This is a genomic window from Lentisalinibacter salinarum, from assembly GCF_040706555.1.
Lineage (GTDB): Bacteria > Pseudomonadota > Gammaproteobacteria > Steroidobacterales > Woeseiaceae > Lentisalinibacter > Lentisalinibacter salinarum.
The window spans coordinates 22,396-45,274 of record NZ_JAPDRH010000001.1 but is presented as its reverse complement, the minus strand read 5'-3'; the positions used below and the strand labels follow the sequence as shown (position 1 = coordinate 45,274).

The following is a 22,879-nucleotide window of genomic DNA, read 5'->3' as shown; positions in this document are numbered from 1 at the left end:
CCGGCCCGAAGGGCCGTCAGTCGTCCGAGCGCAGCGCCGCCAGGTCGGCGCCCGCCGGCTGCTGGAACAGCCGCAGCCCGAACTCGGGCACGATGGCGATGAGGTGATCGAAGATGTCCGACTGGATGCCCTCGTATTCCGCCCAGGCCGTCGTGCCCGTGAAGCAATAGATCTCCAGCGGCAGACCGTCGGGACCTGCGGGCAGCTGGCGCACGATCAGCGTCAGATCCTGGCGGATGCGCGGGTGGTTTTTCAGGTAATTGAACGCGTAGGCGCGGAAGGTGCCGATGTTGGTCAGCCGCCGGCGATTCACGTCCGCGGCCACCTCCCCCTGCAGCCGTGCGTTGTACTCCTCCAGCTCACGCCGCTTGGCGTCGACGTAGTCGGCGAGCAGGACGAAGCGCCTGAAGTGCTCGATCTCCTCGTCGCTCTGGAAGCGGATGGAGGAGACGTCGAAATACAGCGAGCGCTTGATGCGCCGGCCGCCGGACTCGCTCATGCCCCGCCAGTTCTGGAACGAGTCGGTGATCAGCCGATGGGTGGGGATGGTGGTTATGGTCTTGTCGAAGTTCTGCACCTTCACGGTATGCAGCTGCACGTCGATGACGTCGCCGTCGGCGCCGAACTGGGGCATCGTGACCCAGTCGCCCACCCGCACCATATCCTGGGCGGTGAGCTGGACGCTCGCCACCAGCGAGAGAATGGTGTCCTTGAAGACCAGCAGCAGGATGGCGGTCATCGCGCCGAAGCCGCTGATCAGCAGCAGCGGCGAGCGGTCGAGCACGGCGGCGACGATCAGCACGCCGCCCAGCACCCAGACCACGATCTGCACCAGCTGCACGAAGCCCTTCAGCGGACGTTCTTTCGCGACCGGCAGCGCCGAGTAGATGGTGTTGCCGGCGCTCAGCAGCGACGTCAGCGTCATGGTGAGCATCAGCACCATGTAGCCGGTGGCCACGTTGCGCGCGAGGCGCACCACGGTCTCGGGCAGGTCCGGTATGAAGGGGATGGCCAGGAAGACGACCAGCGCCGGCAGCACCTGCGCCAGCCGGCCGAACACATTGTGTGCCACCAGCGCGTCGTCCCAGGTGACCCGTGAGCGGGCGGCGAGGCGCCGCGCCGCATTGACCAGCACGCGCTTGGCCACCAGGTCGACCACCAAGGCGACGACCAGCAGCAATGCGAGCCCGAGGGCCGGCGGCGCCAGCGGATGGATGGATTCGAGCCGCTCTATCATCGTTCCTCGCTCATCATTTTCCGGCTCAGGTACCGCAGAAGGTGCGGACCACGCGCTCGTCCGAGGCCGGAGGCGCGGCATAGTCGGAACGGCCGGGCTGTTCCTCGAAGGGCCGCTCGAGCACCGCCCGCAGTTCCCGGAAGACCGACAGGTCGCCGCCGATGGCCGCGCGGATGGCCCGCTCCACCTGGTGGTTGCGGGGGATGTAGAGCGGGTTCTCCGCCTCCATCAGCGCCCGCACCTCGTCTGCCGTCTCGGGTCGGCGCGCCAGCCGTTCCCGCCAGCGCAGCTCGAATTCCCCGAAACGTGGCTCGTCGCTCGCACCGGCGCGGGCGGCCAGTTCGCGGAAGCTCAGCGTGTAATCGAGTCCCTCGCGCTGCAGGTGGGCGAGCCAGTCGCCTACCAGGTCGGCAATAGCGTCGGCATCATCGGGCTCGGTCGTTGTGAAGCCGAGCTTGCGCGCCATCCGGCCCAGCCACTCGTCCTCGAACAGCCCGGGGAAGCGGGCCAGCTCCTCCTCGAAGGCCGCCTTGTCGCCGCCAGCGAGCAGCAGGCAGTCGGCGAGCCGCGCCAGGTTCCACTGCGCGATGGTCCCCTGCTGGCCATAGGCATAGCGGCCGTAGTGGTCGATGGAGCTGAACACCTTGTCGTAGTGGAACTCGTCCATGAACGCGCAGGGGCCGTAATCCAGCGTCTCGCCGGATACGGCGGTGTTGTCGGTATTCATGACGCCGTGGATGAAGCCGAGGGCCATCCAGTGGGCCACGAGCCGCGCCTGGACCTCGACGACACCACGGTAGAACGCGCGCAGGGGCTCGTCGGTTTCGCGGGCCCTGGGGTAGTGACGATCGATGGCATAGTCGGCCAGGACCCGCACCGCGTCGGCGTCGCCGCGGGCGGCGAAGTACTCGAAGGTGCCCACCCGGACGTGGCTGGCCGCGACCCGGGTGAAGACCCCGCCGGGCAGGGCCTCCTCCCGGAACACCCGCTCGCCCGTGGCCACCGCCGCCAGCGCCCGGGTGGTGGGTACGCCGAGCGTATGCATCGCCTCGCTGACCACGTACTCCCGGATCACCGGACCCAGCGAGGACTTGCCGTCGCCCATGCGGGAGAACGGGGTGCGGCCGGAGCCCTTCAGCTGGATGTCGCGGCGCCGGCCCGAGGCGTCCACGCGCTCGCCCAGCAGCACCGCCCGGCCGTCGCCGAGCTGCGGCACGAACCGGCCGAATTGATGGCCGGCGTAGGCCAGCGCGATCGGCTCCGCGCCCGGCGGCAGCTCGTTGCCGCCGAACAGCCTCGCCAGGCGCTCCTCGTCGCCGCCGAGTCCCTCCAGCCCCAGTTCGGCGGCCAGCGGCCCGTTCCAGGCCAGCAACACGGGCGTGGGCACGGGAGCAGGCGCCACGCGAGCGTAGAAGTGCCCGGGCAGACGGGCATAGGAGTTCTCGAGTCGGCAGTCGGGGGTGTCGGAATTCATCCGGCGAAGGTTACCTGATGAGGCGCGGGAGTCCAGGCGGCGGGCGTTCCGGCCGAGCGGCGCTGACCGCCGCCGGTGCTGGGGATTACCACGATTGCCGGCAGGGGGAACCGACAGTAAATTCTCGCGGTCTGACCCTCCGGAGGTTCCATGTCCCCAGTCCGCCTGGCGCGCGTCGTCGCGCTGCTCACAGCTATGTTCTGCGCGCCCGCGTCCGCCTCCACGGACGTGGAATGGCTCACCGACGGCCCGGACGGCCAGCCGGGCCTCGTGCTCTATTACTTCTATTCGGACAGCTGCCCCCACTGCCAGGAGGCGAAGCCCTTCGTCGCCGGCCTGGGCGAGATGGAGTGGATAGACCTGCGCCGTTACGAGGTCTCCAAGAACCGGGAGAACGGCCTGCTGTACCGGGACATCGCCGCGAGCGTCGGCGAGAAGGCCCGCAGCGTCCCCGGCTTCCTGTTCTGCGGCACGCTGCGCACCGGTTACGACAAGGCGGAGACCACCGGTGCCCGTCTGCTGGAGGAGCTGCGCGCCTGCCGGGCGGATCCGGACAGCTACCTCGCGCCCGCCGAGGAGGCGGCGATGCCCCAGCCCGCGGAGGTGAGCGGTCTGCAGCTCCCTCTCGTGGGCACCATCGACCCGTCCAACTGGGGTCTGCCCATCCTGACCGCCATCATCGCCGGCCTCGACGCCTTCAACCCCTGCGCCTTCTTCGTGCTGCTGTTCCTGCTGAGCCTGATGGTTCACGCGCGCAGCCGGGCGCGCATGCTGCTGGTGGGCGGCACGTTCGTCCTCTTCTCCGGCGCCATCTACTTCGTATTCATGGCGGCCTGGCTGAACGTGTTCCTCTGGATCGGCGAGCTGCGCATCGTCACCGTGATCGCCGGCCTCATCGCCGTGACGCTGGCGGCCGTCAATATCAAGGACTACTTCTGGTTCAAGTCGGGCCCCTCGCTGTCCATCCCGGACTCGAAGAAGCCGGGCATGTATCAGCGGATGCGCAACCTGGTCGCCGCACCGAGCGTGCTGGCGATGCTGACGGGCACGGCCGTACTGGCCATCGTCGTGAACAGTTACGAACTCCTGTGCACCGCCGGGCTGCCCATGGTCTATACCCGCATCCTGACCCTGCGCGAGGCGGACAGCTTCGTGTTCTACATGTATCTCCTCTTCTACAACGTGATTTACGTGATCCCGTTGCTCGCGATCGTGGGGCTGTTCGTGATGAAGTTCGGCTCCCGCAAGCTGGGCGAGAGCGAGGGCAGGCTGCTGAAGCTGATGTCCGGCATGATGATGCTCGGGCTCGGCGCCGTCATGCTGTTCGCGCCGATGTCGCTGAACAACGCCGGCATCGCCATCGGCCTGCTGGCCGCGGCGGTGCTCGCCACCGCCCTGATACACGCCGTCATGAAGAGGCGGGGCCTGATCTGAACCCGATCCGCCCCCACATCGCTCTGGCGCCGGCGCTCAGCCTGTGTCACCGTGCACGTACGTATGACCCGGACGCCTGACATGGATGCCACCGTGCGCCGATACACCCTCGCCGAAGAGATCGCCCACGCGGTCACCCACGGCGTGGGAGCCCTGCTCAGCATCGCGGGACTCACCTGGATGCTCTACGTCTCGGCGGTGATCGCCGACCCGTGGCGCATCGTCGCCAGCGCCGTCTACGGCGCCAGTCTGGTGGCCCTGTTCCTCGCTTCCACCCTTTATCACGCCCTGTATGCGACGCGGGCCCGCAACCTGTTCCGCACGCTCGACCACTGCGCGATCTATCTGCTGATCGCCGGCACATATACGCCGTTCCTGCTGGTAGCGATGCGCGACAGCGTGGGCTGGTGGCTGTTCGGCACGATCTGGACGCTGGCGACGGCCGGGATCATCACCAAGCTCTGGTTCCGCGACCGTTTCCCGCGGCTGTCACTCGCCGGTTACCTGGCCATGGGCTGGCTGGTGCTGCTCGCCACGCCCGCGGTGCTCGATACGGTAGCGGCCGGCGGCATCGCCTGGCTGGTAGCCGGCGGCCTCAGTTATACCCTCGGTGCCGCCTTCTATGCCGCCAAACGCATCCCCTACCATCACGCCATCTGGCACCTGTTCGTGCTCGCCGGCGGGGTTTGCCACTTCCTGGCGGTGGCCCTGTACGTATTGCCGGAAGTCAGCACCGCCTGATCCGGCCTGCGGCCGGGAACGTGGGTCGGGCCCGCCGGGTCAGCCGGATTCCTCGTCGTCGCCGCCCAATTTATTCATCAGCCCTTCCTTGAACTGATCCAGCTTCTCTTTGGCCCGGTCCTTCAGGGATTCCGTCGCGGCCGACTGCAGCACACGCTCGATCACCGGCTCCAGCACCTGGCGCGCCACCTCGGTGCCGGTGGCGCCGCCCGACGCACGGCCGATGTCGGTCAGCTGGATGCGCGGTATGTCGACGGAGCGTCGTTCGTCGAGATCCGGCAGCGACACGGAGGCGCTGGCATCCTCCAGCACGAATCGTTCGATGATCAGCTTGCGGCCGGGGCCGTCGTCCGCGGCCTGCTGCTCCTCACCGCCGGCGGATTCCAGGTTCTTCATCAGATCGCGCAGGTTGCTGCCGGTCGCCCGCTGGATCAGGTTCACCGTGGCGCCGGAGACCGTGACCTCCTTCAGCACGATGGTGTCCTCCGTGACGGTGGCCGGATCGATGCGGATCAGGAAACGGCCCAGCGACATCGCGTCGCCGCCGTAACCCTCCGGATTGCCGACGGTAAGCCCGGCGATCTCTGCCCGGGCCTCGCCGAGATTGATGGACACGCCGCTGACCCGGACGGGCGTCTCCGTCGCCGCCGAGCCCTGCTCCTCGATCAGACCGGCGACGATCGTATCCAGCTGCGTGTAGATATAGACGAGCCCCGCCGCGATCACGACGACGATGGCGGCGACGGCGATCAGGGTCTTCCTGGCTCCGCTGCTCATATCGGTCCCCTTGTCGGTGTTCCTGCGCTTTGATCCGTCACCGCAGGCTACGCGCCGGCGGCACGCCGCTCAAGTTGCGGGCCGGGGCCGGTCGAAGCTGTCTTATCTGCAATCGCCTCCGAAGCCACTCCGTGGCACCAGTATCAGGGCGGACGAAGTCGGCGGTCGCCGGTCGGCGGTCAACGATAGTGGCAACTACGGATCGGGCACGGACGCCACGACTGTCATCATCACACGCCATGGGGAAGCGACTGCCATGACACACCACGAACAGACACCGCTGCGCGGCCGCCTGTACCGGGAGCAGAAGACCATGCGCCACATGGTCGCCCTGTACTGCCGCGACCATCATCAATCGGGCAGTCGTGCGGAAGACCGCCACGAGAGCGGCACGCCCTGCGCCGAATGCACGGACTTCCTCGCCTATGCGGCACGGCGGCTGCAGAAATGCCCCTACGGCGCGGACAAGCCCACCTGCGCCAACTGCCCGATCCACTGCTACAAGCGCGAGCCGCGGGAGTTCGCCCGCACGGTGATGCGCTATTCGGGGCCGCGCATGATGTGGCGCCACCCCTGGCTGGCGCTGATGCACCTGGTGGACGGACGCCGCCGCGTCCCCCATCCGCTCGAACTCCGCCGCAAGCGCTCCGCCGGCCGCTGAGCCGCGCGGCGGTTATACTCCCGCCTTTTCGACGCACGGCCGCGCCAGCGGCCGCCGCACGCCGCGTTCGCAAAGGAGTAAAACCCGATGCATCCCCGAATCTCCCGCTCACGCCGATCTGCCACCGTCTTCGTCCTGGCTCTCGCCGCCGCACTCGTCGCGCCGCCGGGAACGCAAGCCGCCGACGAGGAGCAAGCGCATCCGCTCGCCTCCATGCCGCTGAGGACCATCGGACCCGCGATCAGCTCGGGCCGCATCGCGGATCTGTCTTTCCACCCGGACAAGCCCCAGGAGTTTCTGGCCGCGGTGGCATCGGGCAACCTGTGGAAGACCACCGATGACACGACGACCTGGACGCCGGTATTCGACGACTACGGCGCCTACGCCGTCGGCGTGATCGCCCGCGACCCGCAGGACCCGGATACGGTGTGGATCGGGACCGGCGAGAACAAGGCCCAGCGCAGCGTCGGCTACGGCGACGGTGTCTACAAGTCCATCGACGGCGGTAACACCTGGACCCACGAAGGTCTGAAGGACTCCGGCCACATCGGCCACATCTGGATCCACCCGGACGACAGCGACTTCGTGCTCGTCGCCGCCCATGGACCGCTGTGGAGCGACGGCGGCGACCGCGGCCTGTACCGCAGCACCGACGGCGGCGAGACCTGGGCCCGCATCCTGGCCATCGACGAGCACACCGGCGTGAACGAGTTCGTCGTCGACCCCGCCGACCCGGACACGATCGTGGCCGCGAGCTACCAGCGCCGGCGCCACGTCTGGACGCTGATCAACGGCGGCCCCGGCAGCGGCATCCACAAGACCACCGACGGCGGCGAGACCTGGACAGAGATCACCGCCGGCCTGCCCGAGGACAACATGGGCAAGATCGGCATCTCCACGGCGCCGTCGGCGCCGGACATTCTCTACGCCATCATCGAGGCGAACGAGGAGGAGCAGGGTGTCTACCGTTCCACCGACTTCGGCAACAGCTGGGAGAAGCGCTCGGACCACATGACCACCAGCCCCCAGTACTACAACGAGCTGGTCATCGACCCGCTGGACGCCGACAGGGTCTACGCGCTGGACACCGTCACCCACGTCTCCGAAGACGGCGGCAGGACCTGGCGCCAGCTCGGCATGGAGTTCCGCCATGTCGACGACCACGCCCTCTGGATCGATCCGGACAACACGGATCACTTCTACATCGGCGGCGACGGCGGCATCTACGAGACCTGGGACGGGGGCACCACCTGGCGCCACGTGCGCAACCTGCCGGTGACCCAGTTCTACCGCATCCAGCCGGATAACGCCGAGCCGTTCTACAACGTCTGCGGCGGCACCCAGGACAACAACTCGCTGTGCGCGCCCTCGCGTACGACGGTCGTCCACGGCATCACCAACTCCGACTGGACCTTCGTGCTCGGCGGCGACGGCTACAAGCCCCAGTTCGATCCCAACGATCCGAATATCATCTACGCCCAGTACCAGTACGGCGGCCTGGTGCGCTACGACCGCCGCACCCGCGAGCGCATCGCCATCACGCCGCTGCCGGAGAGCGGCGAGAAGAACTACAAGTGGAACTGGAACACGCCGCTGCTGGTGAGCCCCCACGACCCGCACCGGCTGTACTACGCGGCGGAGTACCTGTTCCGCTCGGACGACCGGGGCGACAGCTGGGAGAAAGTGAGTCCGGACCTCACCCGCGGGCTCGACCGCAACAAGCTGGAGGTGATGGGCCGGGTCTGGAGCGTGGACACCATCGCCAAGAACGACTCCACCTCCATCTACGGCGCGGCCATCGGCCTCAGCGAGAGTCCGGTGCTGGAGGGCGTCATCTACGTGGGCACGGACGACGGCGTCATGAACGTCACCAGCGACGGCGGCGAGACGTGGAGACGCACGACCAGCTTCCCGGGCGTGCCGGACATGTCCCTGATCGAGGACGTGGTCGCCTCGGTGCACGACCCGGACGTGGCCTACGCCGTGTTCGACAACCACAAGCGCGGCGACTACAAGCCCTACGTGCTGAAGACCGCGGACCGGGGCCGCAGCTGGCGGCCGATCACCGGCGACCTGCCGGCCCGGGGCTCCGCCCACACCATCGCCGAGGACCACGTCAACCCGGACCTGCTGTTCGTCGGCACCGAGTTCGGCCTGTACTTCACCCAGGACGGCGGCGAGAGCTGGCACGAACTCACGGGCGGCGACTTCCCCACGATCGCGGTGCGCGACCTGGAAATCCAGCGCCGGGAGAACGACCTCGTGGTGGGCACGTTCGGCCGCGGCATCTGGATCCTGGACGACTACACGCCGCTCCGGACCCCGGCCGACGAACTCGGCGACACGGAGCTGTTCCCCGTCCGTGACCCGTGGCTCTACATCGAGGGCTACATCTGGGACGACCGGGGGAAAGGGTCCATGGGCAGCGGCTTCTACGCCGCGCCGAACCCGCCCTACGGCGCCATGTTCAGCTACTACCTGGAAGAGCCCCTGCTGCCGGCGCGCAAGGAGCGCCGGCGCCGGGAGATCGAGGTGGAGATCGAGGGCGGCGACACGCCCTACCCGGACTGGGAGGTGCTGCGCGCCGAGGACCGGGAGGAGGAGCCGCAGCTGCTCCTGCTGGTACGCGACGCCGAGGGCCGGCTCGTGCGCCAGGTCAGCGGCGAGACGGAGGAGGGCTTCCACCGCTCGGCCTGGGACCTGCGCCTGCCGCCGCCGGACCCGATCGTCCTCGGCGAGCCGGAGCAGCGCATGTACTGGGAGTCCGAGCCGGTGGGGCCGCTGGCGTTGCCCGGCCAGTACAGCGTGCAGCTGGCGCGGCTCGTCGATGGCGAGCTCACCACGGTCGGCCTGCCCGAGGCATTCACGGTGAAACCGCTGGAGAACAGCCCCGAGATCACCGACGACCGCCGCGCCCTGCAGGCCTTCCAGCTGAAGGCCGCCGAGCTGCAGCGGGCGGTCAAGGGAGCGGTGCAGGCAGTGGAGGAATACCGCGCGCGCATCGACCATCTGCAGGCCGCATTGCTGGAGACGCCCGGCCGGTCGCCGGCCGACTTCGAGGAACTGGTGCGGCTGTCCAACCGCCTGGCCGACGTGGCGGTCGCCCTCACCGGCGACACCACCGTGGCCTCGCGCAACGAGCCGGCAGCCATGCCGGTGGCGACCCGGGTGAACACCATCTACACCTCACAGGTGTGGACCCAGTTCCCGGTGCCGGCGCAGTACGAGACGTCGTACGACATCGCGGCACGGGAGTTCTCGGACGCCCTGTCCGAGCTGCGTGGGGTGCGGGACGAGCTGAGGGCCATCGAAAGCCGGCTGGAAGGCGTGGGCGCACCCTGGACGCCGGGACGTCTGCCGGACTGGCAGGCGCCCTAAGTGATCCCGTGCGTGATCCGTGCCGGCGTCCGGAAGAAACCCGATGCCGGCGCGGGACGCCCGCCTAGCCCAGCCGTTTCTCCAGCTCGTCGGGGCCGAGTGCGCCTATACCGAGCGTCTCCGGCGTGCGCCTGCCCTCGGCGGCGTAGTCGTGGGCCATGAGTACGGAAGCGAGCCGGATGACGGCATTCATCATCGGTGTCGCGACGCCCGCCTGATCACCCAGGCGAGCCATGAACACGAGCCCGTAGCCCACGTCCTCGTTCAGGTAGCGGTGGTCCAGCGCGGGCTGCGCGCCGATGCCGCGGAAGCCCGGCGCCTCGCGGTAGCCGGAGCCGTAGTTGGCCTCCTGCATGTAGCCCTGGCGTACGCCCATCTCCGGATCCGGGCGGATGTCCAGCCCCAGCGCACGGCCGATCGCGATGCGTTCGCCGTCCAGCGCGGCGATCAGTCGGCCGACCGAGTCGGTGACGCCTTCCTCGTAGAACAGGAAATCGCCGCCGGTGCCCTCGATGCGCGCAGCATTGGCCAGCGTCACCGCCGGATGGATGACCGGGTTGGCGTTCTGCAGGCTCGTCTGCAGCACGTTGCGGGCGGGCTCCATGCCCGGATAGACGTCGGCGATGCCCTCCAGCACGGCAGCCGTCTCCGAACCCGGCAGCGCCGCCAGCAGATTGCCCGCGCGCAGCTTCAGGAACACCCGGATGCTGCCGGGGCTCACGAGGCGTACCGCGTACGGCAGCGTCGAGGTCTCGGCGAGACGCACGGCATCACGCCCACGGCCGAGGCGGGCCGACCGGCGGAAGGCGAGCGCACCGCCGCAGGAACTCGGTGAGACGATCACCGTCTGCCCGGCAGTGAGCCTGCCGCGCACCGCCTCGCCGAAGGGCTCGGTGGAATAGGCAGGGCCGACGACGTAGACCAGATCGGCGTCGTCCAGCGCCTCGTCGATGTCGTGACCCGCATAAGCCACGGGCGCGCTTCCGGCGATATCGCCGTCCGCGACGATGGTGCCCGCCGCTGCGATGGCGGCGATGTTCTCCGCGAAACGGGGAAAGTCGAACAGGCGCACCTCGTGACCGTGCGAGGCGCAATCGAAGGCGACGGCCGTGCCGCCGGCGCCCGAGCCGAGTACCGCTATTCTCATACTGGACTCCCGATCTGCATCGGCGCCTATTCTGCCGGTTCGGGCCGGCGGCCGGTATCCGCATATCACGCGGTCCGCTCTGACCGTCCCGGCCCGATGCTACGATATCGGATTGCCCCTGCATGGTTCGTATCCGGTAGCGATGAGGAAGCCGAATCACAACGTATTTCGCGTCTTGCGCGTCCCGGCGGCGACGATTGCGGCGGCGGTCAGGACAAGCGGAATGGCGACCGCCATGGCAATTGCCGTGATTATCGTCGCGGCGCTGCCATCGGGCGTGTCCGCGGCAGAGCCGGCGGCGACGGCTGACGACGCGCTGCCGGCCGGACGCCCCCGCATCGGGCTGGTGCTCGGCGGCGGCGGCGCGAAGGGCGCGGCCCACATCGGCGTGCTGCGCGTGCTGGACGAGTTGCGCATCCCGGTGGACTGCATCGTCGGCACCAGCATGGGCGCGCTGGTGGGGGCGCCGCTCGCCGCCGGCATGCCGCCGGCGCGCATCGAGAGCATCGTGCGGGGCACCGACTGGTCGCGGACCGTCGGCGGCAAGGGGCTGCGCCGGCGCACGCCCATCCAGGAGAAGCTGGCGACGCGCAGCTACACCAACTCCCTCGAGATCGGCGTCAGCCGCCGCGGACTCACGACGCCCGGCGGCCTGCTGCGCACACAGAACATCGAGGAGATGATCCGTAAGCTGGTCTCCTCGGGCAGGCTCACGACGGACTTCGACGATCTCTCCATCCCGTTCCGTGCCATCGCCACCGACATGGTGGCGGGCGAGATGGTGGTGCTCGGCAGCGGCGACCTGTCGCTCGCTCTGCGCGCGAGCATGGCGGTGCCGGGAGTCTTCGCTCCGGTCAGTCGGGACGGGCAGGTGCTGGCCGACGGCGGCATGATGCGCAATCTGCCGGTGGACATCGCCCGCGACTTCTGCGCCGACGTGGTGATCGCCGTCTGGCTGTCGACGCCCCAGCCGGAGCCGGACGAACTCGGCTCGGCGATCTCGCTGCTGGGACGCGCCCTGGACGTGGCAGTGGTCGCCAACCAGAACCAGCAGATCGCGAGCCTGACGGGGCGGGACGTCGGCATCGAGGTGCCGATCGGAGACATCACGGCCGCGGACTTCCACCGGGTGCCGGAGGCCATCGATGCGGGCAGGGCTGCGGCCGAACGCATGCGGGAATCGCTCCGGCGCTACGCGGTCACGGAGGCACAGTACGCGCACTGGCGGGAATCGATCGGCAACGGCGGCAGCCGGACACTGCAACTGGCGGAGGTCCGGATCGAAGGTCTGGAGCGCGTGAACGCGAGCTACGTCCGTGCGCAGCTGCAGCACGCCACCGCCGGCGTAAAGGTGACGATGGACCAGATCGCCGAGGACACGGACCGGATATTCGCCCTCGACGACTTCGAACGGGTGAGCTACGAGGTGAACGGCCCGCCGGGTGCCCGGGTGCTGACCATCAGCCCGATGGAGAAATCCTGGGGTCCCGATTATCTGCGCTTCGATCTGGGCCTGACCGCCAACGAGCCGGACGATCTTCAGGGTCTGGTGCGGGCCGACTATACCCGCACCTGGCTGAACCGGCGGGGCGGCGAGTGGCACAGCGCGCTGCAGGTTGGCCAGCAGAGTCTGCTGCAGACGGACTTCCATCAGCCGCTGGACATCCGGCAGCGTTTCTTCCTCCAGGCCATCGGCCGCATCGAGAGCGACCTGCAGGACGTGTTCCTGGGCGAGGACCGCATCGCCACCTACCAGCTGACGGAGACGTGGGGCCAGCTCGACTTCGGCGTGAATCTCGGCACCCGCGCGCAGCTGCGCGCCGGGCTGCGCCACGGCCAGTTGGACGTGGACATCGACACGGGCCTCTCGTTCCTGCCGGAGATCGACGATCTCGGCGATTCGGCGATCGTGCTCGGCGGCATCTACGACACCCGGGACGCCGTGGCACTGCCCACCCGGGGCACCTACGTCAACCTGCGCTACCTCCATTCCGGCGACTGGCTCGGCGGCGAACAAGCCTACGAACTGGTGGAGGGCGTCTACAGCCGGGCCTTCGACTGGCGCGGCGACTCGCTCAGCCTGACGCTCGGCGGTGGCGCCGGCCTGTCCGGCGAGCTGCCGCCGAACCGCCAGTTCCGGCTCGGCGGCATCCGCACCTTCCCGGGCCTGCGGCCGGGGGAGCTGCGGGGCAGCGGCTACTGGTTCGCCGGCGCCAGCTACTACTGGCGGGTCGCGGAGATCTCGCCGGTATTCGGTCAGGCGCTGTACGCGGGTCTGCGTCTGCATGCCGGCCGTCCGGAAGGCCGCGTGGACGGCGTCGACGAGGAGACGCTGTACGGTCTGGCCGGCTCCCTGGCCGGGCGCACGCCCGTCGGTCCCGTGCTGTTGTCGCTCGGCTTCGCGGACGACGGCCGCTGGCAGCTGCAGTTCAGCCTTGGCCGTCCCGTCTCCGAAGGCTCTCTCCTGGACGAGACTCACTGACAGCGGTCCGGCGCCGGGCAGCTGCAGATTCTGCAGCAGACGCCTGCAGCATTTTCGCCCCGGCGGCTCCGCCTGCGGCCTTCCCCACCGTCCGCGTCGTGCCGCAGGCCCCGGCGCAGGCGCTTCGCGGCGGACCGGTACGGTTCTTGCTTCATTCCGGGAGAGAGAAACCGACGCAACAAGGAGGAAGCATGAGATACGCGACCGCAATTGCAGTCCTGATCGGTATGGCTGCGACGTTCACCGCCGCTCCTGCGCCGGCGCAGGCCGAGGCGGAGAACTACGAATCCATCCTCGAGTACCGGGCCTGGATGTACACCGCGCCGGACGAGTACTACTTCTTCGAGGACGACAGCAAAAAGGTCCTCGACTACAAGGAAGAGCACATCGTTCGCATCTGCACCGGCGACAGCCGCCATCTGGTACCGCTGAAGGTGAAGTACGACGACAGCAGCGCGATGATCGAGAGCGGCGACTGCATGCGGATCGAGGCGAAGGAGATCTCCCTCGAACCCGCCAAGAAACTGGACACCAATGCGGTAATCCGCGCCGAAGTCCAGACCATGAACTGATATCCGGGCATCCGGCGCTGCGGGAGAGCGGGCGATGCCCGTCTTCCGCCGCACGATCCCCCGCCGCCATGATCCGGCGAACGACCCGGCCGCGGGAGACCGCGGACCGGGTCTTTTTCTGCCCTCTGTCCGCGCTAACAGACCCTAGAAACTTGCGGTAAACCGCGCTGTCCGGCGCATTGGGGGAACGATAGACTTTTCGGGGGGATACGAGGGAACATCGATGCCCGAGCGTCCGAGTCCCGCAGTGCGCATCGCCGGCGGCAACCGCTGGCTGCGCGGGACTCGGCGCGCGGCGTTCTTCTGCCTGCTGTGGGTCTTGCTCGGCGGCGGCAGCGCCGCCAGCTGGACAGTGGGTGCGCCCGCGGTGGCCGCAGCCACCCTCCTGAGCCTGCGGCTCTGGCAGGGCCCCCTGCTGTCCCTGACCGGGCTGCTCCGGTTCCTGCCCTGGTTCGCTCGCCAGTCCCTCGCCGGGGCCGTGGACGTGGCCGTGCGCGCGCTGCATCCGGACATGCCGCTCTACCCCGGCACGGTCCGGCACGAACTGCGGCTGCCCGAGGGGGCGTCGCGCATCGCGCTCGCCAACGTGATCAGCATGCTGCCGGGCACCCTAAGCGCAGACCTCGAGGGCAACCGACTGACCGTCCACGCGCTGGACGCCCGTCAGGACCTGCACCGCATGGTGGCCGACCTCGAGCCGCGCATCGCCGCCGTGTTCGCCGTGCCGCTGGAGCCGTCGGCATGAATGTGCCGCTCGTCATCGCCGCCTTCCTGCTGCTGAACCTGGCAGCCGGACTGTGGCGGGTGATGCGCGGGCCTACCGCGGCGGACCGCATGCTCGCCGCGCAGCTGTTCGGCACGACGGCAGTGGCGACCCTGCTGCTGCTCGCCGACGGCACGCAGCAACCCGCGCTGCGCGACGTGGCGCTGGTCTTCGCCCTGCTGGCGGCCGTGGCCGCCGTCGCTTTCGTGCAGCGCGTCTGGAGCCGGAGGGCCGAGGATGTCCCCGACTGAATTCGCAATCGAGCGTGCCATGGAGTTCGCCAGCATCCTGCTGCTCGCGGCCGGCGCGGCCTTCTTCTTCGCCGGCACCGTGGGCATGCTGCGGTTCCCGGATTTCTACAGCCGGCTTCACGCCCTGACCAAGGCGGACAACGTGGGCCTCGGCCTGACCGTGCTCGGGCTGGCGCTGCGCGCCGATTCGCTCGCCACCGTCGGCAAGCTGCTGGTGATCTGGGCACTGGTGCTGCTCGCGGGCGCCACCGCCTCCCACCTGATCGCGCGCTCCGGTCTGCGCCGGGGTATCCGCCCCTGGACGGCGCCGTGAACGCGGGGCTCGTGCTGGACCTCGTGCTCGTCCTGGTGCTGCTCTGGGTGGCCTGGGCCGCCCTATGGAGCCGGGATCTGTTCCGCGGCATCGTGCTGTTCATCGCCTTCGGCATGGTGCTGTCTCTCGTCTGGATCCGTCTCGGCGCGCCCGACGTGGGGCTCGCCGAAGCGGCGATAGGAGCGGGTCTGACCGGCGCCCTGCTGCTCGCCACCTGGGGCGCGCTCCCGCCCGGCTCCGGTACGCCCGACGGTGAGGACGAGCCGGAAGAGGATGCCGGGCAGGAGCCGGACGCCAGTGCACAGGGAGACGCCGATGCGGGCTGACCGGTGGCAACGCCGTCTGCTGCGATCGGTACTGGGGCTCGCGCTCCTGGCGGTGGCGGCCGGCGTGAGCCTGGCGCTCATGACGACGCCGGTTGCACCCGGCCTCGGCGACGCCATCCATGCGGCGCTGCCGCGAGCCGCGGCGCCGAATCCGGTGACAGCCGTGCTGCTCGACTTCCGCGGCTACGACACCCTGCTCGAGATGGCCGTGCTGACGGCGGCGCTGGCCGGCGTCTGGTCACTCGGGCGGGCGCATCGCACGCTGCCCACCAACCCGAGTCCGGTGCTGATCGGCCTGACCCGGGTAATCGCGCCGCTGTTCCCCATGATCTGCGGCTATCTCCTGTGGGTGGGTGCAGACGGGCCGGGCGGCGCCTTCCAGGCGGGCGCCGTGCTGGCGACGGCGGCCGTGCTCTACGTCCTCTCCGAGCGGCGCCGCGGCCCGCGCCTGCCCGAACAGCCCATGCGGGCGGGCGCCGTCGCCGGACTGGGGGTCTTCCTTGCCGTGGCGCTCGGCGTGATGGCGGCGGGCGGGCGGTTCCTCGAATATCCGGAGCCCCTCGGCGGTGCCCTGCTGCTGCTCATCGAGATGGCGGCGACCGTGGCTATCGCCCTGATACTGACGGGACTCTTCATCGGCGGACGCCCGGGTGACAGCGATGGATAGCGGCCTGCTGTTCGCGGTCGGAGGGCTGGGAGTATTCCTGATCGGCAGCTGGGCCGTGGTGCTGCGCGACCACCTGATCCGCAAGATACTGGCCCTGAACCTGATGAGCAGCGGCGCATTCCTGCTGCTCGTGGGCGCCGGCGCCATCGGGCACGCCGGCGTCGACCCGGTGCCCCAGGCGATGGTGATCACGGGGATCGTGGTCAGTATCTCCGCCACGGCCCTGGGTCTCGCACTGGTGCTGCGGATCGCCAAGTCCACGGGCCGCGCCCTGCTGCCGGAAGACCGCGAGCCGGCGCCGACCGACGGGCCGCTGCGGTAGACCGACATGCAGGCCTTCATGATCGACACGCCGTGGACGATCTGGGCCGTCGCCGTGCCGCTTGCCGGCGCACTGCTCGCTTTCCTGTGGCCGCGGCGGGCGGTGACTACCGGCTTCGCGTTCGGCCTCGCGACGGCCGCCGTCTCCCTGGCACTCGTGTGGCAGGTGGCGGCGTTCGGCCCCCGCACCCATGCCATGGGCGGCTGGGGCGCACCGATCGGCGTGGACCTCCACACCGACGGGCTGTCGGCCATCATGCTGGCCATGGCGGCCGTGGTGGGCACCGCGGTCAGCGTCTACGCCCGGCCTTATCTGGCGGCCACGCCGGACAAGGCGCGCGGCTTCTGGCCGCTGTGGCTGTTCCTGTGGGCGGCGCTGAACGCGCTGTTCCAGACGAACGACATCTTCAATCTGTACGTCACCCTCGAACTGCTGGGGCTGTCAGCGGTGGCCCTGGTCGCACTGGCCGGCAGCGGCCCGGCGCTGCTCGGCGCCATGCGCTACCTGCTGGTGAGCCTGTGCGGCTCCATGGCCTTCCTGGTCGGTATCGCGCTCCTGTACCGCGCCTACGGCACCCTGGACCTCACGCTGCTGGCGGCCCGTGCCGACGACGGCCTGCAGCTCGGCATCCCGCTCGGCGCGATGGTGGCCGGCATGCTGCTGAAGACGGGGCTGTTCCCGTTCCACGTCTGGCTGCCGCCGGCCCACGGCAGCGCGAGGGCCCCGGTCAGTGCGTTGCTCTCGGCCCTCGTGGTCAAGGCGTCGTTCTACGTGCTGCTGCGGCTGTGGTTCACCTTCCAGCCCGCGGACGAGGGGCTGGCGCTGCTGCTGGGGTCGCTCGGCGCCGTCGCCGTATTCTGGGGCTCGTTCCAGGCGCTGAGGCAGCGCCGGCTGAAGCTGCTGGTGGCCTACTCCACGGCGGCACAGCTCGGCTACCTGTTCCTGGCCTTCCCGCTGGCGGCATCGGACCCGGCACTCGCCTGGGGCGGCTCGATCTATCTCGCCGTCTCCCACGCCTGCGCAAAGGGCGCGATGTTCCTCGCCGCCGGCAGCATCATGATGGAGCAGGGTCACGACGACATCGACGGCCTGGACCGGGTGGTGGACCGCATGCCGCTCACCACGGCCGCCTTCGCCCTGGCCGGCATCAGCCTCGCCGGCCTGCCTCCCACGGGCGGCTTCGTGGGCAAGTGGATGCTGCTGCAGTCGGCGCTGGAGCAGGGTCTGTGGCACTGGGCGCTGGTCATTGTCGTCGGCGGCCTGCTGACTGCGGCCTACGTCTTCCGCGTGCTCGGTTACGCCTTCACGGAGTCTTCCCACGCCCGTGAGGAGCATGCTGTCCCGCGCACCATGGAATGGACCTCGCTGGCTCTCGCACTCGCCGCCGTCTCGCTGGGGTTCATCGCCCCGTGGGCGCTGTCGCTGCTGGAGGGGGTGCTGCCGTGACGGTGAGTGCCTGGCTGCCCCTCGCCATCCTGGCCAGTTCACTGATACCGGGCCTCATCATCTTCACGCTGCCGGAGCGGGCGGTGGTGCTGCGCACCACGCTGAACCTGGGCGGCGCCGTGGTGAAGATCCTGCTGCTGGTCCTGATGATGGTGGGCGTCTTCCACGGCGTCGTGTTCGAGGTGCGCATTCCGCTGGTGCCCGGGCTCGACTTCGTCCTGCATGCCGACGCCCTGTCGCTGCTGTTCGTGAACCTCTCCGCCGTGCTCTGGCTGGCGACCACGGTGTATGCCATCGGCTACCTGGAGGGCTCGCCGCACCGCAGCCGCTTCTTCGGCTACTTCAGCCTCTGCGTGACCGCCACCGTGGGCCTGGCCATGGCCGGCAATCTGCTCACCTTCCTGGTCTTCTACGAAGCGCTGACGCTCACGACCTACCCGCTGGTGGTCCACCGCGAGACGGAGGTAGCCCGCCGGGCCGGGCGCATCTACCTGGCCTACACCCTGCTCGGCGGCGTGCTGCTGCTGACCGGGACGGTATGGCTCTACGCCCTGACCGGCACGCTGGAGTTCGTGGATCGCGGCTTCGTGGCGGGCCTGGGAATCGACCCGGGTGTGCTGCGGGCCGTGTTCGCCGTGCTCATCCTCGGCGTCGGCGTGAAGGCGGCGCTGGTGCCGCTGCATGCCTGGCTGCCCCGGGCAATGGTGGCGCCGGCCCCGGTCAGCGCCCTGCTGCACGCCGTGGCCGTGGTCAAGGCCGGCGCCTTCGGCATCGTGCGCATCGTCTACGACGTCTTCGGCGTCGAGTACGCGGCCGAGCTGGGCGTCACGCTGCCGCTCGCCGTGCTGGCGGCGTTCACCATCCTCTACGGTTCGACGCGCGCGCTGTTCCAGGACAACCTGAAGCGCCGGCTGGCCTTCTCCACCGTGAGCCAGGTCTCCTACATCACTCTGGGGGTCGCCATCGCCGGTCCGATCGCCACCATCGGCGGGCTGGTGCATCTCGTGCACCAGGGCTTCATGAAGATCACCCTGTTCTTCTGTGCCGGCAACTACGCGGAGTCGGCCGGGCTGCACCGGGTGAGCGAGCTGGCCGGCATCGGCAGGCGTATGCCCTGGACCACGGCCGCGTTCACGCTGGCCGCGTTCGGCATGATCGGCATGCCGCCCATGGCCGGGTTCGTCAGCAAGTGGTACCTCGGCCTCGGCGGTCTCGAGGTGGGGCAGGACTGGGTGCTGTTCGTGCTCGCCGGCAGCAGCATCCTGAACGCGGCCTATTTCCTGCCCATCGTGCGCACGGCCTGGTTCGACGAGCCGCGGGACGAACGTATCCGCGCCGCCGGGCCGGGCAGCCTGGAGTCGCCGCTGGTGCTGCTGCTGCCGCCGCTGGCCACGGTCGCGGCGGCGCTGGTCTGGGGCCTGTTCGCCACCATGCCGGGCACGCCCCTCGACTGGGTACAGTTCATCGCCTCGAGGAAGTACGGCGAATGAGCATCCTCGTCGCATTGCCGCTGCTGCCGCTGCTCGCCGTCCTCTGGTTCGGCCTCAGCCGCCGCGGCGATCGGCAGGCCGGGTGCTGGGTGGTCGCCCTGGCGGCGTTCTTCACCATCGCCGTTGCGCTGCTGGCGACTTCCCAGGATCTCGAGACCACCCATCTCCTGGTCCGCGGCCGGACGGCACTCGCGCTGGATGGTGCCTCCCGCCCCGCCCTGCTGCTGTTCGGCGCCCTGTGGCTGGCGGCAGCGCTGCTCGCGCGCGGTCAGCCCGACGGGCCCGCGCCGATGATGCTGCTGCTCGGCCTGTCCGCCGCGGTCACTCTGGCGGTTGCCCGCGGCGGGCCGCTGGTGTTCGCCGCCATGCTGGCGACGGGCTTCGGCCTGTACGGCATCGTCGCCAGCGAGGCGCACCGTCAATGGCGCGGGCGGCTGCTGGTGACACTGCTGGTCGCGAGCGACCTGTTGATATTCGAGGCGCTGCTGCACGGCACGGCTCACCCGGGCGCGGGCATGAGCCAGGGAATGACACAGGGAATGACAACGGGCCTCGTAATGCTTGTCGGGCTCGCCCTGCTGCTGCGCAGCGGCATGCCACCGGCCCATGGCTGGCTGCCGGCGGCGCTTTCCGGCGCCAGCGCGCCCACCGCGATCCTGCTGGCCGGCGTCCCCGCCGGCGCCGCCTTCATCGGGGGCCGGCAATTGCTGCATCCCGCGGGCGCCGTCGTGGACCCGGACATCGCTGCGATAATCCTCGTGCTCGGTCTGGCGGGCGGGCTCTGGTCGGCATTCGCTGCCGTGCGAGCCTCCGGGCCTCGCCGCACACTCGGCTACGCCGTCGCCATGACGGCGGCGCTGCTGCTCGCTACGACGCCGGCGATTGCAGGTACCACCGTCTCGGCATGGACCGTCGTGTCGCTCGCGGCCTGCTGCGCCGCGGTACCGGTGATCGGCCTGCAGCACGGCGGCCGGGCGCGGAGTGCGTCGATAACCCTCGTGCTCGCCGTCCACGGCCTCGCGGCCGCCCATGCGGCGGTACTGGCTACGGCGGACCGGCCGGCCGTCATCGGCTTCCTGACCGCACTGGTCGCGGGCTCGTCCACCATGCTGCTCACCATGGCGCTGCGACGGACCGGCGAGCGGAAACCCGGCCCGGACTCGGCCGAGGCCGCTGCCGTGGCCCTGGCCCTCGGCGGTCTCGCCGTGGCGGGACTCTGGTTCCTGTGGCGCGCGGGCGGGGCCGGATTCGATTCGTTCTGGCCGGCTCCGGCCGGCATCACGCTGGGCCTGCTGCCGGTACGCGCGCGTAACCGGCCCGCCGGGGCGGGCAGGCTGCAACGGACGAGAGAAAGCATCGTTGCCACGGCCCGCGGCGCGGCGCCGGCACTCCGGGAGTTCTGTCTCGGCCGCCTGCCCCGTGAGCGCGACCGGCTGCAGGCGGTCGTGACCGCGCTGTGGCGGGGCGACGCCTGGGCCGAACGGCTCGCCCGCCTGGAACTCATGCTGCGCCAGTGGCCCGCGACAGGGCTGCTGATGCTGCTCGTCGCCATCGCCGCGGCGGCCCTGCTGGCCTCATGACCGGCGCGGCCCCGGTCGCCGCGGCCGCCGTCCTTGCGGGCGTCTGCTGGCCGCTCGCACACAGCCTGGCGCTGGCGCCGGCCAGGACGCGGCCGCTGGCCGGGCGGCTGGCGCCCTGGGCACCGCTGCCGCTGCTGCTGGTCGCGCTGCTCGGCGGCAGTGGCAGCTCGGAGTACCACTGGCTGCTGTTCGGCGGCAGGCTCGGTATCGATGCCGTCGGCGCGGCGCTGCTGCCCGCGATGACCGGCCTCTGGCTCGCGGCGGGCCTGGCCGCGTCATCCGTGCTGGCGGACGATCCGCGACGGCATACGTTCTTCGCCTTCTTCCTCGTGACCATGGCGGGCAACTTCCTGTTGCTGCTGGCGCTGGATGCCATCGCCTTCTATCTCGGCTTTACCGTCATGACCTTCGGCGCCTACGGCCTGATCGTGCACGACGGCAGCGACCGGGCCCGCCACGCGGGTCGTTACTACATCGCGCTGGCGGTGCTCGGCGAAGTCTGCGTGATCGTCGGGCTCATGCTCACGGCCGGGCTGGGCGACACCGGATTCGCGACGCTGCGCGCGACCCTGGCGGCCGGCGAGCATGGAACGGCCATCGGCCTCCTGATCGCCGGTTTCGGCGTGAAGGCCGGCCTGGTCGGCGCGCACTACTGGCTGCCACTGGCGCACCCGGTCGCGCCGACGCCGGCGAGCGCCGTACTCTCCGGCGCCATGATCAAGGCGGGGCTGCTCGCCTGGATTCGGCTGCTGCCCCTCGGCGAGGCGGCGCTGCCCGCGTGGGGTTCGGCGCTGGCCGCGGCCGGCCTGATGACCGCCGCCTGGGGCGTCTTCGCGGGCCTGCCCCAGCGCGAGGCGAAGACGGTCCTCGCCTACTCCAGCATGAGCCAGATGGGGCTCATGATGGTGCCGGTGGGCCTCGGCCTCGGCACACCCGATCGGTGGCCCCTGCTTGGCACCGCGCTACTGGTGTTCATGGTGCATCACTGCCTTGCCAAGGGAACGCTGTTCCTCGGTATCGCCGTGATGAAGACGGCGCGCGGGCGCGTGGCCGTGCTGGGCCGGTTCGTCCTCACCACGGCCGCCCTTTCGCTCAGTGCCGCCCCGCTCACCGCCGGACTGCTGGCGAAGACCGGCATCAAGGCGGGCGCTGCGGGCATCATCGGCCCCTGGCACGACCACCTGCCCTGGCTGCTCGCGCTGAGCTCGGTACTCACGGCGCTTCTGATGCTCCGATTCCTGAGGCTCGCCTGGCCGGCCGGCGCCGGAGGCGGGCCGGCCGCCGGGCTGCTGACGCCCTGGCTGCTGTTGTTCGCCGCCGCGCTGAGCCTGCCGTGGATGGTCGGCGACGCGGACCTGCGCGTCGCCGCGCTGGCCCGACGCGCCCAGTGGGGCGCGGTGCAGCCCCTGCTGGTCACCGCACTGCTGGCCGCCGCGGCGCACTACCTGCAGCGGACGGGACGCCTCTTCGCGCTGCCTGCCCTGCCGCCGGGCGACCTGGGCATCGCGCTGGAGCGTCTGCTGCTTGCAGCCGGTGATCGGGCGCGTAGCGCATCGCTGCGTCTCGGCGCAGCCGCGGCCTCGGCCCGTGACAGGGCACCCCGCGCGGGGCTGCGGGCCAATGCGCGCTGGGAGTCGCTCGCGGCGTCGGCGGAGGACCGGCTCATGGCCTGGTCCGTTACGGGCACCCTCGTGGCAGTGCTCGGCGTGACGGCAGCCTGGCTGCTGATGTGAGCTGCGGCTTTCACGGGGCCACGAAAGAAGCCGGGAGTGCGATAATCGGGGGCAGGAAGCGAGAGGAGGGAAGTCGCCGTGCCGA

General features: G+C 69.8%; 20 protein-coding genes. 16 read left to right on the top strand and 4 right to left on the bottom strand.

All coding sequences use genetic code 11. The features are described 5' to 3' along the window. Positions 1-16: 16 nt before the first annotated feature. Together ACJMKZ_RS00195 and ACJMKZ_RS00190 are read right to left on the bottom strand one after the other, a co-directional pair. On the bottom strand, positions 17-1,237 hold the full coding sequence (locus tag ACJMKZ_RS00195; RefSeq protein WP_405231063.1) for a mechanosensitive ion channel family protein: 1,221 nt from the start codon (positions 1,235-1,237) through the stop codon (positions 17-19). A 25-nt stretch (positions 1,238-1,262) separates the two neighbouring features. Next, entirely contained in the window at positions 1,263-2,711 is a 1,449-nt protein-coding gene (locus ACJMKZ_RS00190; RefSeq protein ID WP_405231061.1) for a protein adenylyltransferase SelO, read from the bottom strand. Positions 2,712-2,861: 150 nt separating this feature from the next. On the opposite strand from ACJMKZ_RS00190, the gene ACJMKZ_RS00185 reads away from it, so the two are divergent. Next, positions 2,862-4,145, top strand: a complete 1,284-nt coding sequence (locus ACJMKZ_RS00185; protein WP_405231060.1) for a thioredoxin family protein — start codon at positions 2,862-2,864, stop codon at positions 4,143-4,145. 81 nt (positions 4,146-4,226) lie between these two features. Further along, entirely contained in the window at positions 4,227-4,886 is a 660-nt protein-coding gene (gene trhA / locus ACJMKZ_RS00180) for a PAQR family membrane homeostasis protein TrhA (protein WP_405231058.1), read from the top strand. 39 nt (positions 4,887-4,925) lie between these two features. Here trhA and ACJMKZ_RS00175 read toward each other — a convergent pair whose 3' ends face one another. Continuing rightward, entirely contained in the window at positions 4,926-5,663 is a 738-nt protein-coding gene (locus ACJMKZ_RS00175) for a DUF748 domain-containing protein (RefSeq protein WP_405231056.1), read from the bottom strand. A 256-nt stretch (positions 5,664-5,919) separates the two neighbouring features. Between ACJMKZ_RS00175 and ACJMKZ_RS00170 the strand changes: the two genes are divergently transcribed. Together ACJMKZ_RS00170 and ACJMKZ_RS00165 are read left to right on the top strand one after the other, a co-directional pair. After that, positions 5,920-6,324 carry a nitrous oxide-stimulated promoter family protein gene (locus tag ACJMKZ_RS00170; RefSeq protein ID WP_405231054.1) on the top strand — a complete coding sequence of 135 codons (405 nt, stop codon included), beginning with the start codon at positions 5,920-5,922 and terminating at the stop codon, positions 6,322-6,324. Positions 6,325-6,411: 87 nt separating this feature from the next. Next, on the top strand, positions 6,412-9,702 hold the full coding sequence (locus tag ACJMKZ_RS00165; RefSeq protein WP_405231052.1) for a WD40/YVTN/BNR-like repeat-containing protein: 3,291 nt from the start codon (positions 6,412-6,414) through the stop codon (positions 9,700-9,702). Between the two features lie 64 nt (positions 9,703-9,766). Here the strand turns inward: ACJMKZ_RS00165 and ACJMKZ_RS00160 are convergent, their stop codons facing one another. Continuing rightward, on the bottom strand, positions 9,767-10,849 hold the full coding sequence (locus ACJMKZ_RS00160; protein ID WP_405231051.1) for an NAD/NADP octopine/nopaline dehydrogenase family protein: 1,083 nt from the start codon (positions 10,847-10,849) through the stop codon (positions 9,767-9,769). A 223-nt stretch (positions 10,850-11,072) separates the two neighbouring features. Between ACJMKZ_RS00160 and ACJMKZ_RS00155 the strand changes: the two genes are divergently transcribed. From ACJMKZ_RS00155 to ACJMKZ_RS00100, 12 genes are all read left to right on the top strand, one after another. Continuing rightward, on the top strand, positions 11,073-13,331 hold the full coding sequence (locus ACJMKZ_RS00155; RefSeq protein WP_405231049.1) for a patatin-like phospholipase family protein: 2,259 nt from the start codon (positions 11,073-11,075) through the stop codon (positions 13,329-13,331). A gap of 191 nt (positions 13,332-13,522) precedes the next feature. Beyond that, positions 13,523-13,903: a hypothetical protein gene (locus ACJMKZ_RS00150; protein ID WP_405231047.1), complete on the top strand. Its 381-nt coding sequence runs from the start codon at positions 13,523-13,525 to the stop codon at positions 13,901-13,903. Between the two features lie 223 nt (positions 13,904-14,126). Next, the gene (locus ACJMKZ_RS00145) at positions 14,127-14,648 is read left to right on the top strand and encodes a Na+/H+ antiporter subunit E (protein WP_405231046.1); all 522 of its coding nucleotides are present in this window, start codon (positions 14,127-14,129) and stop codon (positions 14,646-14,648) included. Continuing rightward, positions 14,645-14,917 (top strand): monovalent cation/H+ antiporter complex subunit F, encoded by a 273-nt coding sequence (locus tag ACJMKZ_RS00140; RefSeq protein WP_405231044.1) that lies wholly within the window; start codon positions 14,645-14,647, stop codon positions 14,915-14,917. Before ACJMKZ_RS00145 ends, ACJMKZ_RS00140 begins: the two co-directional genes overlap by 4 nt. Further along, a complete protein-coding gene (gene mnhG, locus ACJMKZ_RS00135; RefSeq protein WP_405231042.1) occupies positions 14,904-15,230 on the top strand; it encodes a monovalent cation/H(+) antiporter subunit G in 327 nt (108 codons plus the stop codon). Before ACJMKZ_RS00140 ends, mnhG begins: the two co-directional genes overlap by 14 nt. Next, entirely contained in the window at positions 15,227-15,556 is a 330-nt protein-coding gene (locus ACJMKZ_RS00130; protein ID WP_405231040.1) for a Na(+)/H(+) antiporter subunit B, read from the top strand. Before mnhG ends, ACJMKZ_RS00130 begins: the two co-directional genes overlap by 4 nt. Further along, the gene (gene mbhE / locus ACJMKZ_RS00125; protein WP_405231038.1) at positions 15,546-16,223 is read left to right on the top strand and encodes a hydrogen gas-evolving membrane-bound hydrogenase subunit E; all 678 of its coding nucleotides are present in this window, start codon (positions 15,546-15,548) and stop codon (positions 16,221-16,223) included. Before ACJMKZ_RS00130 ends, mbhE begins: the two co-directional genes overlap by 11 nt. Then, on the top strand, positions 16,216-16,545 hold the full coding sequence (locus ACJMKZ_RS00120; RefSeq protein ID WP_405231036.1) for a sodium:proton antiporter: 330 nt from the start codon (positions 16,216-16,218) through the stop codon (positions 16,543-16,545). Before mbhE ends, ACJMKZ_RS00120 begins: the two co-directional genes overlap by 8 nt. Positions 16,546-16,551: 6 nt before the next feature. Further along, positions 16,552-17,991: a complex I subunit 5 family protein gene (locus ACJMKZ_RS00115; protein ID WP_405231034.1), complete on the top strand. Its 1,440-nt coding sequence runs from the start codon at positions 16,552-16,554 to the stop codon at positions 17,989-17,991. Beyond that, complete coding sequence (locus ACJMKZ_RS00110; protein ID WP_405231032.1) at positions 17,988-19,481, top strand: complex I subunit 5 family protein; 1,494 nt, start codon at positions 17,988-17,990, stop codon at positions 19,479-19,481. The genes ACJMKZ_RS00115 and ACJMKZ_RS00110 overlap by 4 nt, the downstream gene beginning before the upstream one ends. Next, a complete protein-coding gene (locus tag ACJMKZ_RS00105; protein WP_405231030.1) occupies positions 19,478-21,061 on the top strand; it encodes a proton-conducting transporter transmembrane domain-containing protein in 1,584 nt (527 codons plus the stop codon). Before ACJMKZ_RS00110 ends, ACJMKZ_RS00105 begins: the two co-directional genes overlap by 4 nt. Next, positions 21,058-22,794: a complex I subunit 5 family protein gene (locus tag ACJMKZ_RS00100; protein ID WP_405231029.1), complete on the top strand. Its 1,737-nt coding sequence runs from the start codon at positions 21,058-21,060 to the stop codon at positions 22,792-22,794. The genes ACJMKZ_RS00105 and ACJMKZ_RS00100 overlap by 4 nt, the downstream gene beginning before the upstream one ends. Positions 22,795-22,879 lie beyond the last annotated feature (85 nt).